This is a genomic window from Streptomyces sannanensis (assembly GCF_039536205.1).
In the GTDB taxonomy this organism is placed as follows: domain Bacteria; phylum Actinomycetota; class Actinomycetes; order Streptomycetales; family Streptomycetaceae; genus Streptomyces; species Streptomyces sannanensis.
Genome location: NZ_BAAAYL010000001.1, coordinates 3938575 through 3948891, shown reverse-complemented (window position 1 = coordinate 3948891; position 10317 = coordinate 3938575). Strand labels below are relative to the sequence as shown.

Below are 10317 nucleotides of genomic sequence, written 5' to 3'. Positions count from 1 at the left end.
GCCCGGCAGTCTGTCCGCATGACAGCCGACCCTCGTCACGAGACCCGTCCGTACGACCCGGACCGGCCGCCGCCGGCCCGATTGGCCTACGACGGACACACCTGGAAGGAGATCGGGCATCTCCTCGTCAATCTGCCGATGGCACTGCTCGGCTTCGTCTATGTGTCGGTCCTGGTCTACACCGGCGTCGCGCTGTCCGTGACGGTCATCGGTCTGCCGCTGCTCGCCGCCGGGCTGCTGGGCGCGCGGCAGCTCGGCAAGGTGGAGCGGGCGAGGGCCCGGAGGCTGCTCGGGGTGCGGGTCGAGGAGCCGACGCCGATACCGGCCGGTGCCCGTAGGAACGGCGGCCTCTTCTCCTGGCTGTGGACGAGTGTGAAGGATCCGGTGGGCTGGCGGACTGTGCTGTTCCAGTTCATCCGGCTGCCGTGGGGCGTCCTGACGTTCGCGGTCGTGCTCACCGGGCTGTTCGTGCTGTGGCCCGTCCTGCCGTACATCGCGCGAGGGCTCGCGAACGCCGACCGCGCGATGGTGCGCGGGCTCCTTTCGCCCTCCGACGAACTGGAGCGGCGGATAGCCGAGCTCGAGTCCGACCGCGGCGTCGTCGTCGACACGGCGGCCGCCGACCTCCGCCGTATCGAACGGGATCTGCACGACGGCGCGCAGGCCCGGCTGGTGGCCCTGGCGATGGGGCTCGGCCTCGCCAAGGAGAAGCTCCTGGAGGACCCGGACGCGGCCGCGACCATGGTCGACGAGGCGCACGGCGAGGTGAAGCTGGCCCTTCAGGAGCTGCGCGATCTGGCCCGGGGCATCCACCCTGCGGTGCTGACCGACCGCGGACTCGACGCCGCCCTCTCCGCCGTCGCCTCCCGCTGCACCGTGCCGGTCAAGGTGACGGTCGAGCTGCCGGACCGGCCGGCACCGGCGATCGAGGGCATCGCCTACTTCACCGTCTCCGAGCTGCTGCAGAACGTCAGCAAGCACAGCGGGGCACGCACCGCGTCCATCGATGTGTGGCGGACCGGCGACAGGCTGCTGCTCCAGGTCCGGGACGACGGCCGCGGAGGCGCGAACGCGGACGGCGGTACGGGCATGGCGGGGCTCGCCGAGCGGCTGGGGGCGGTGGACGGCCTCTTCACCGTCGATTCCCCGGCGGGCGGCCCGACGGCGGTCACGGCCGAGCTGCCCTGGTGGGGCCGGGAGGACCGGAGGGTGAAGGTAGGGAAAACCCCCCGGTCGAGACGGTGACCCGCCGGATGGTCCGCGGCTGCCGCCGCGAGCAGGCTTGATACACGACCAGGAACAACGAGAGCAACAAGGGGACGGGGTCGATGGCCATGGAGACGGAGCACCGGCCGCGCCGGCATGGCGAGCCGTACGAGCCCTACGAAAGGTACGAGCCGTACGGTCCAAAGCGCCGGACACATCGCCTCCCCGCGGCACTGCGCGCGCCGTTCGAGGCCCGCACCTGGCGGGAGCTGGGTTATCTGCTGCTCAGCCTGCCGGTCAGCGTTCTGCTGTTCACCTACGCGATATCGATGTTCTCGCTGGGCATGGGGCTCCTCATCACCTTCCTGGGGATTCCGGTGCTGGCAGCGGCGCTGGCCGGCTGCCGTGCGTTCGGCGCGATGGAGCGGGCTCGGGCGCGGGCGCTGCTGAAGCTGGATGTGGCGGACCCCCGCCCGGTACGGGCCGACAAGGGCGGCCTGATGTCCTGGGTCGGCGGGGTACTGAAGAGCGGGGTGTCCTGGCGGCATCTGCTCTACGCCCTGCTGCACTTCCCCTGGGCGGTGTTCGCCTTCGTGGTGGCGGTGGTCTTCTGGACGTACGGCTGGGCACTGTTCACCTATCCCCTGTGGCGCTGGGTCTTCCCGGTGTACGCCGGCCAGGGCGGCCTGCAGCTGTACGGCGACGGGGCGCACAACGTCTATCTGGACTCCCCGTTCGAGATCGCGGTGACCAGCCTGGTCGGGCTGGTGTTCACGCTCGCCACGCCATGGCTGGTGCGCGGACTGACCATGGTGGACCGGGGCATGGTCGCCGGGCTGCTCGGCCCGTCCCGGCTGGCCAGCCGGGTGTCCGAGCTGGAGTCCGGCCGCGGTGTCGTGGTCGACACCGCGGCCGCCGATCTCCGCCGGATAGAGCGCGATCTGCACGACGGCGCACAGGCCCGGCTGGTGGCCCTGGCCATGGACCTGGGGATGGCGAAGGAGAAGTTGGCGGAGGATCCGCAGGCGGCGGCGCGCATGGTGGACGAGGCGCACGGAGAGGTGAAGATCGCGCTCCGTGAGCTGCGTGATCTGGCCCGCGGCATCCACCCGGCGGTTCTGACCGACCGCGGGCTCGACGCGGCGCTCTCGGCCGTGGCCTCCCGGTGCACCGTGCCGGTACGGGTCGAGGTGGATCTGCCGGCCCGGCCCGCCCCGGCGATCGAGGGCATCGCCTACTTCAGCGTCTCCGAGCTGCTCCAGAACATCAGCAAGCACGCGCAGGCGACACGCGCGACGGTCGAGGTCTGGCGGACACAGGACCGGCTGATGTTCCAGGTCACCGACAACGGCAGGGGCGGCGCGGACGTGTCGGCCGGGTCCGGCCTGGCAGGCCTCGCCGAACGGCTGGACGCGGTCGACGGGATCCTCGTCGTGGACTCCCCGGTCGGCGGCCCGACGACGGTCACGGCCGAACTGCCCTGGCGGAACTGAACGGAATCCAACGGCCGGCCGAAGCCCCCGGGTATGGACCATTTCCACGTCCCGGGGGCTGTCCACAGGTCCGGGCGGGCCCCCCGCTGACCGTGATCTGATGTTGCCCTGACGCACCCCGCACGATCGGGGTGGCTGATCCCGATGCCCTGCTCCCCGCAGATCCGAATACTGGGATGCTGGAAGCAGGGCCGAGGGGCAGAGGCACATCACCGACTGGGGGACACAAGGCCGTGGAGGACAGGGTGCGGGTGGTCATCGCCGAGGATTCGGTGCTGCTCCGGGAGGGGCTGACCCGGCTGCTGACGGACCGCGGGCATGACGTCGTCGCGGGAGTCGGGGACGCGGTCGCGCTGATCAAGACGGTGTGGGACCTGGCCGGCCAGGACATGCTGCCGGACGTGGTGGTCGCGGACGTGCGGATGCCGCCGACACACACGGACGAAGGCGTGCGGGCCGCGGTACAACTGCGCCGCGACCATCCGGGCATAGGCGTGCTGGTGCTGTCCCAGTACGTCGAGGAGCAGTACGCCACCGAACTGCTGGCCGGGAACAGCCGAGGGGTCGGCTATCTGCTCAAGGACCGGGTGGCCGAGGTCAGGGAGTTCGTGGACGCCGTGGTCCGGGTGGCCCGGGGTGGTACGGCGCTCGACCCCGAGGTCGTGGCACAGCTGCTGGGGCGCAGCCGGAAGCAGGACGTCCTGGCGGGGCTGACTCCGCGGGAGCGTGAGGTCCTGGGACTGATGGCCGAGGGGCGCACGAATTCAGCCATTGCCAAGCAGCTGGTGGTGAGCGACGGCGCGGTGGAGAAGCACGTCAGCAATATCTTCCTGAAGCTCGGGCTGTCCCCGAGCGGCGGGGACCACCGCCGGGTCCTGGCGGTGCTGACGTACCTGAATTCCTGACCGCTCCGCCGGAGCTCCGGTACGGCTGAGGACCGAGAACCAAAGAATGAACACGGAGCGTCCACCTGAATGGACCTGGGAGGGGGCAAACAGTGGCGAACCATGACATCGATTCATCTCAGATTCACGTTCACCATATGAGCCATCTCGGGAAGGCGACCCTTACCGACGTAGGGTTGGCCGTGGGAAGGCCGGGCGCAGGCCCGGCCCCGAGCTTCTTCCCACCTCCGGTGGGGAGAGCCCACTGCCTCGAGGGAGGTCCAGTTCAGTGACCAGCCAGGTCAGCAGCCCAGCCGGACAGGCCGATGGGCCCGGACAGGCCGACGGTGCCAGTGAGGCCGTCGCCGGGGAGTCGCGCGGCGTGGACGCGCACGCGCCCACCGGGAAGGGAGTGCGCCGTCTGGACCGGGTGATCATCCGTTTCGCAGGTGACTCCGGTGACGGCATGCAGCTCACCGGCGACAGGTTCACCTCGGAGACGGCGTCGTTCGGCAACGACTTGTCCACCTTGCCGAATTTCCCCGCCGAGATCCGCGCCCCCGCCGGCACCCTGCCGGGTGTCTCGTCCTTCCAGCTGCATTTCGCCGACCACGACATCCTCACCCCGGGTGACGCCCCGAACGTCCTCGTGGCGATGAACCCGGCCGCGCTCAAGGCCAACATCGGCGATGTGCCGCGCGGCTCCGAAATCATCGTCAACACGGACGAGTTCACCAAGCGTCCGATGGCCAAGGTCGGTTACGAGACGTCTCCGCTGGAGGACGGCTCGCTGGACGCCTACAACGTCCACCCGGTTCCGCTGACCACCCTGACCATCGAGGCGCTGAAGGACTTCGGGCTGTCCCGCAAGGAGGCCGAGCGTTCCAAGAACATGTTCGCTCTCGGACTGCTCAGCTGGATGTACCACCGGCCGACCGAGGGCACCGAGACCTTCCTGCGGTCCAAGTTCGCCAAGAGGCCGCATATCGCCGAGGCGAACATCGCCGCCTTCCGGGCCGGGTGGAACTTCGGCGAGACGACCGAGGACTTCGCCGTCTCCTATGAGGTGGCGCCGGCCACCGCGGCCTTCCCGACCGGCACGTACCGCAACATCTCCGGCAATCTCGCCCTGTCGTACGGCCTGATCGCGGCCTCGCGCCAGGCCGATCTTCCGCTCTATCTCGGCTCGTACCCGATCACCCCGGCCTCGGACATCCTGCACGAGCTGTCCAAGCACAAGAACTTCGGTGTGCGGACCTTCCAGGCCGAGGACGAGATCGCCGGAATCGGCGCGGCGCTCGGAGCCTCCTTCGGCGGTTCGCTCGCGGTGACGACCACCTCGGGCCCGGGTGTCGCCCTCAAGAGCGAGACCATCGGCCTGGCGGTCAGTCTGGAGCTGCCGCTGCTGATCGTGGACATCCAGCGGGGCGGCCCGTCCACGGGCCTGCCGACCAAGACGGAGCAGGCCGACCTGCTCCAGGCCATGTTCGGGCGCAACGGCGAGGCCCCGGTTCCGGTGGTGGCGCCGCGCACCCCGGCCGACTGCTTCGACGCGGCCCTCGATGCGGCCAGGATCGCGCTGACCTACCGCACCCCGGTGTTCCTGCTGAGCGACGGATACCTGGCCAATGGCTCCGAGCCCTGGCGGATCCCGGATCTCGACGAGCTCCCGGACCTGCGGGTGCAGTTCGCCTCCGGGCCGAACCACACGCTTGCCGACGGCACCGAGGTCTTCTGGCCGTACAAGCGCGATCCGCAGACCCTCGCCCGCCCGTGGGCCATCCCCGGCACCCCCGGGCTCGAGCACCGGATCGGCGGCATCGAGAAGCAGGACGGCACGGGCAACATCTCCTACGACCCGGCCAACCACGACCTCATGGTCCGCACCCGGCAGGCCAAGGTCGACGGCATCACCGTCCCCGACCTGGAAGTCGACGACCCGGACGGTGCCCGCACGCTCGTCCTGGGCTGGGGCTCCACATACGGGCCGATCACTGCGGCCGTGCGCCGTCTGCGCGGCGCCGGAGACGCCATCGCACAGGCGCATCTGCGTCATCTCAACCCCTTCCCCCGGAATCTGGGCGAGGTCCTGAAGCGTTACGACAAGGTAGTGGTACCCGAGATGAACCTCGGCCAGCTCGCGACGCTCATCAGGGCGAAATACCTGGTCGACGCCCACTCGTACAACCAGGTGAACGGCATGCCGTTCAAGGCCGAGCAGCTCGCCAAGGCCCTCAAGGAGGCCATCGATGCCTAACGCTCACGAGGCGCTGAAGCTGGTACCCAAGGCCGAGGCCAAGCAGTCCATGAAGGACTTCAAGTCCGATCAGGAAGTGCGCTGGTGCCCCGGTTGCGGTGACTACGCGATCCTCGCGGCCGTCCAGGGATTCATGCCCGAACTCGGCCTGGCGAAGGAGAACATCGTCTTCGTCTCCGGCATCGGCTGCTCCTCCCGCTTCCCGTACTACATGAACACCTACGGGATGCACTCCATCCACGGCCGTGCCCCCGCCATCGCGACCGGCCTGGCGTCCTCCCGCCGTGATCTGTCCGTCTGGGTCGTCACCGGTGACGGAGACGCGCTGTCCATCGGCGGCAACCACCTGATCCACGCGCTGCGGCGCAACGTCAACCTCAAGATCCTGCTCTTCAACAACCGGATCTACGGACTGACCAAGGGCCAGTACAGCCCGACCTCGGAAGTCGGCAAGATCACCAAGTCGACGCCGATGGGCTCCTTGGACGCGCCGTTCAACCCGGTCTCGCTGGCGATCGGCGCCGAGGCGTCCTTCGTGGCCCGTACGGTCGACTCCGACCGCAAGCACCTCACCGAGGTACTGCGGGCCGCCGCCGACCATCCCGGCACCGCGCTGGTGGAGATCTACCAGAACTGCAACATCTTCAACGACGGCGCCTTCGACGTCCTCGAGGACAAGCAGAAGGCGGAAGAGGCCGTGATCCGCCTGGAGCACGGGCAGCCGATCCGCTTCGGCCGGGACGGCGAAAAGGGCGTCCTGCGTGACCCGGCCACCGGTGACCTCAAGGTCGTCGCCGTCACTCCCGAGAACGAATCGCGGATCCTGGTCCATGACGCGCATGCCGCGTCCCCCACGACCGCCTTCGCGCTCTCCCGACTCGCCGACCCCGAGACGCTGCACAACACCCCCATCGGTGTGTTCCGCAGCGTCGAGCGCCCGGTCTACGACGCGCAGATGTCCGAGCAGCTCGACACCGCCATCGAGCAGAACGGCAAGGGCGATCTCGCCGCCCTCCTCGCCGGAAACGACACCTGGACGGTCGTCGGCTGACGCCCGCCGCTCCTCACGAGGCCCGGGCCTGAACCCTCAGGTCCGGGCCTTGTCGTATGCCTCGCGCGCCTTCTTCACCTCGTCCAGCCGCCGCTCCGTCCCCCGGGCGAGGCCCCAGACCTGATCGGCCGGCCCACCACGCCGATCGCCGAGCCGATCGCCGCCGCACTGCGCGCCTCGTGACCGTCCAGCAGTCACGTCACGACCGTCCAGCGATACGGGCATGACAGCCGAGCTCTTCCGGCGCTACCTTCGAAAAGGTTCGGCTTGGTGCAAGGAGGGTCAGTGAAGGCGGTCAACGAGCAGCGGGCAGGTTTGCTGTACGGCATCGGTGCCTACGGAATGTGGGGCCTGGTCCCGCTCTTCTGGCCGCTGCTCAAACCCTCCGGCGCGATCGAGATCCTTGCCCATCGCATGGTCTGGTCGCTGGCCGTCGTCGCCGTGGCACTGCTGGCGCTGCGGCGCTGGGCATGGGCGGGTGAGCTGATACGGCAGCCGCGGAAGCTGGCGCTGATAGCTGTCGCCGCCGCGGTGATCACGGTCAACTGGGGCCTCTACATCTGGGCCGTCAACAACGGACAGGTCGTCGAAGCGTCCCTCGGTTACTTCATCAACCCGCTCGTCACCATCGCCATGGGCGTCCTGCTGCTCAAGGAGCGGCTTCGGCCCGCGCAGTGGGCAGCGGTCGGGATCGGCTTCACGGCCGTCGTGGTGCTCGCCGTCGGCTACGGCCGCGTTCCGTGGATTTCCCTGGTCCTCGCCTTCTCCTTCGCGACGTACGGCCTGGTGAAGAAGAAGGTCAACATCGGAGGACTGGAATCGCTGGCCGCCGAGACGGCGATGCAGTTCCTGCCGGCGCTCGGATATCTGGTCTGGCTCGGCGCGAACGGCGGGAGCACCTTCGGGACCGAGGGCGCCGGGCACGCCGCGTTGCTCGCCTCGACAGGTCTGGTCACCGCGGTGCCGCTGGTCTGCTTCGGGGCGGCGGCGATCCGGGTGCCGCTCTCCATGCTGGGGCTGCTGCAGTACCTCGCCCCGGTCTTCCAGTTCCTGCTGGGGGTCGTGTACTTCCACGAGGCCATGCCGGCCGAACGCTGGGCCGGGTTCGCCCTGGTGTGGCTGGCGCTGATCATCCTGACCTGGGACGCGTTGCGTACGGCCCGCAAGGCCCGCGCGGCTCTGGCGGCGTCGGTCCCGGCGCCGACGAAGCCTGAGGCGGCACCGCAGGTCAGGCACACGGAACCGGCTGCCTGATCCCCCCGGACACCGGCCGGCACCCCGAGGCGGCCGACACCGCGCGCGCCACCGACCGCCGGTGCTCACGGCGGCTTAGGCGTTCGGCCGCGCGCGCCGGACGGGCATCACCGGGCCCGCCTGGCGGGCCCGGTGGGCCCGGTGGGCCCGGTGGGCCCGGTGGGCCCGGTGGGCCCGGTGGGCCCGCACCTCGCGCCCGGGCTGCCGCAGCGTTCCATCGCGCAACAGCAGCGGCAGCCCGGGCGCGAGGTGCCGATGAAGAGCCGGTAGCAGCCGCGGGCGCCGCACTCGCGGATGGGTGGGCCGGGCCGGTGAACAGCTCGACGGCATCGCGGGCGACCGCCGCGAGCAGGCCGGTGCCGGCCGCACCGGCCGCCCGGACCCAGGTGCCGTCCGCTGTACCGCCGGGGCGGTCATCGAAATGCACGGCCACAAGGCCTGGCGGGATCTGGTCGCCGTCCGGCATCCGGACGACGCGTACGACAAGAGGGCAACGAGTCCTGCGTGCAATGACCGCGGGGCGGCCGACCGGACGCCTCTCGGAGCAGCGACCGGAATTGCCCATTCTGAGACGGATACCCTGCGCCATCTGTCCGTTTTCCGAACGCCTCTGTCCTGATTGCACCCTTGACGGAGAGTCAACGTCTCACTGAACATCAGTCGCGCACAAAGCACGGACAGCACCACCAGCTCCAACGCCCTGCGACCCCGACGGCCGCGGGGCGTCTCGCACGTTCCGTCCCACCCAAACGGAATTTTCGGAGCCCCCACATGAAGCTCTCCGCAACCACTGGCATCGCCGCGGCCGCCGCACTGGCTGTCGCGGGCCTGCTGGCACCCGCCTCCGCACAGGCCGCACCCGCCGCGACAGCGGCGGCACCGGACATACCGGTCGCCAACGTCAAGGCCCATCTCACCCAGCTGCAGTCCATAGCCACCGCCAACGGCGGCAACCGCGCCCACGGCAGAACCGGCTACAAGGCCTCGATCGACTATGTGAAGGCCAAGCTGGACGCGGCCGGATTCACCACCGCCCTCCAGCAGTTCACGTACAACGGCGCCATCGGCTACAACCTCGTCGCCGACTGGCCGGGGGGCGACCCCAACACGGTCCTGATGACCGGGGCGCATCTCGACTCGGTGACCACGGGAGCCGGCATCAACGACAACGGCTCCGGATCCGCCGCCGTACTGGAGACCGCGCTCGCCGTCTCGCGTGCACAGCTGCAGCCGACCAAGCATCTGCGCTTCGGCTGGTGGGGCGCGGAGGAACTCGGTCTCGTCGGGTCGACCCACTATGTCAACACCTTGCCGGCCGCGGAGCGTTCGAAGCTCACGGGGTACATCAACGCCGACATGATCGCCTCACCGAACCCCGGCTACTTCGTCTATGACGACGACCCGGAACTGGAGAAGGTCTTCAAGGACTGGTTCGCCGGGATCGGCGTACCGACCGAGATCGAGACCGAGGGCGACGGCCGTTCCGACCATGCCCCGTTCAAGAACGCCGGCATCCCGGTGGGCGGCCTGTTCACCGGCGCCGGCCGCCTCAAGACGACCGCGCAGGCGCAGAAGTGGGGCGGTACGGCCGGCCAGGCCTTCGACCGCTGCTACCACTCCTCCTGCGACACCACCGCGAACGTCGACGACACCGCCCTGGACCGCAACAGCGACGCCCTCGCGCACGCCGTCTGGACCATCGGCACTGCCGCGCCCGTCCCGCCGGGCGACGTCTACGAGAACCTCAACGATGTCGCCGTCCCCGACAAGGGTCCCGCGGTGACGTCCACCGTCACGGTCTCCGGACGCACCGGCAACGCCCCCGCCACCCTCAAGGTCGGCGTGGACATCAAGCACACCTGGCGCGGCGACCTGGTCGTGGACCTCGTCGCCCCGGACGGTACGGCGTACCGGCTGAAGAATTCGAGCTCCCGCGACTCGGCGGACAACGTCATCGCCACCTACACGGTCGACGCGTCCACCGAGGCCGCGAACGGGGACTGGAAGCTGCGCGTCCAGGACGTGGCGTCGCAGGACACGGGCTACATCGACAGCTGGAGGCTCACCTTCTGAGCGGAGCCGCCATGGGCCGACGCCACGAGCCGGCGCAACAACTGCATGCGTGTGCATATACTGCACGCGCATGCAGTTGCATGCCTGCGTCGTACGTGG

8 protein-coding genes and 1 pseudogene are annotated in these 10317 nt (G+C 69.5%); 7 read left to right on the top strand and 2 right to left on the bottom strand.

The features are described from left to right. Window positions 1-18: 18 nt before the first annotated feature. From ABD858_RS18645 to ABD858_RS18625, 5 genes are all read left to right on the top strand, one after another. Window positions 19-1245 (top strand): sensor histidine kinase, encoded by a 1227-nt coding sequence (locus ABD858_RS18645; protein ID WP_345038923.1) that lies wholly within the window; start codon window positions 19-21, stop codon window positions 1243-1245. Between the two features lie 89 nt (window positions 1246-1334). After that, a complete protein-coding gene (locus ABD858_RS18640) occupies window positions 1335-2699 on the top strand; it encodes a sensor histidine kinase (protein ID WP_345044691.1) in 1365 nt (454 codons plus the stop codon). Between the two features lie 245 nt (window positions 2700-2944). Continuing rightward, window positions 2945-3604, top strand: a complete 660-nt coding sequence (locus ABD858_RS18635; protein WP_345044688.1) for a LuxR C-terminal-related transcriptional regulator — start codon at window positions 2945-2947, stop codon at window positions 3602-3604. A gap of 268 nt (window positions 3605-3872) precedes the next feature. Continuing rightward, complete coding sequence (locus tag ABD858_RS18630) at window positions 3873-5840, top strand: 2-oxoacid:acceptor oxidoreductase subunit alpha (protein WP_345038920.1); 1968 nt, start codon at window positions 3873-3875, stop codon at window positions 5838-5840. Next, complete coding sequence (locus tag ABD858_RS18625; protein ID WP_345038918.1) at window positions 5833-6891, top strand: 2-oxoacid:ferredoxin oxidoreductase subunit beta; 1059 nt, start codon at window positions 5833-5835, stop codon at window positions 6889-6891. Before ABD858_RS18630 ends, ABD858_RS18625 begins: the two co-directional genes overlap by 8 nt. Window positions 6892-6927: 36 nt before the next feature. Here ABD858_RS18625 and ABD858_RS18620 read toward each other — a convergent pair whose 3' ends face one another. Continuing rightward, window positions 6928-7089, bottom strand: coding sequence for a hypothetical protein (locus ABD858_RS18620; protein ID WP_345038915.1), 162 nt, complete (start codon window positions 7087-7089; stop codon window positions 6928-6930). An 87-nt stretch (window positions 7090-7176) separates the two neighbouring features. On the opposite strand from ABD858_RS18620, the gene rarD reads away from it, so the two are divergent. After that, on the top strand, window positions 7177-8145 hold the full coding sequence (gene rarD, locus ABD858_RS18615; protein ID WP_345038913.1) for an EamA family transporter RarD: 969 nt from the start codon (window positions 7177-7179) through the stop codon (window positions 8143-8145). A gap of 75 nt (window positions 8146-8220) precedes the next feature. On the opposite strand, the pseudogene ABD858_RS18610 reads toward rarD, so the two are convergent. Then, a pseudogene (locus ABD858_RS18610) lies at window positions 8221-8539 on the bottom strand (zf-CGNR multi-domain protein); the annotation flags it as partial. Window positions 8540-8916: 377 nt separating this feature from the next. Here ABD858_RS18610 and ABD858_RS18605 point away from each other — a divergent pair. Beyond that, on the top strand, window positions 8917-10218 hold the full coding sequence (locus ABD858_RS18605; RefSeq protein WP_345038911.1) for a M28 family metallopeptidase: 1302 nt from the start codon (window positions 8917-8919) through the stop codon (window positions 10216-10218). The last annotated feature ends 99 nt before the right edge of the window (window positions 10219-10317 follow it).

Coding starts and splice junctions, on each gene's coding strand:
- ABD858_RS18645 (WP_345038923.1), top strand. CDS start 19: ATGACAGCCGACCCTCGTCACGAGACCCGTCCGTACGACCCGGACCGG.
- ABD858_RS18605 (WP_345038911.1), top strand. CDS start 8,917: ATGAAGCTCTCCGCAACCACTGGCATCGCCGCGGCCGCCGCACTGGCT.
- ABD858_RS18625 (WP_345038918.1), top strand. CDS start 5,833: ATGCCTAACGCTCACGAGGCGCTGAAGCTGGTACCCAAGGCCGAGGCC.
- ABD858_RS18640 (WP_345044691.1), top strand. CDS start 1,335: ATGGAGACGGAGCACCGGCCGCGCCGGCATGGCGAGCCGTACGAGCCC.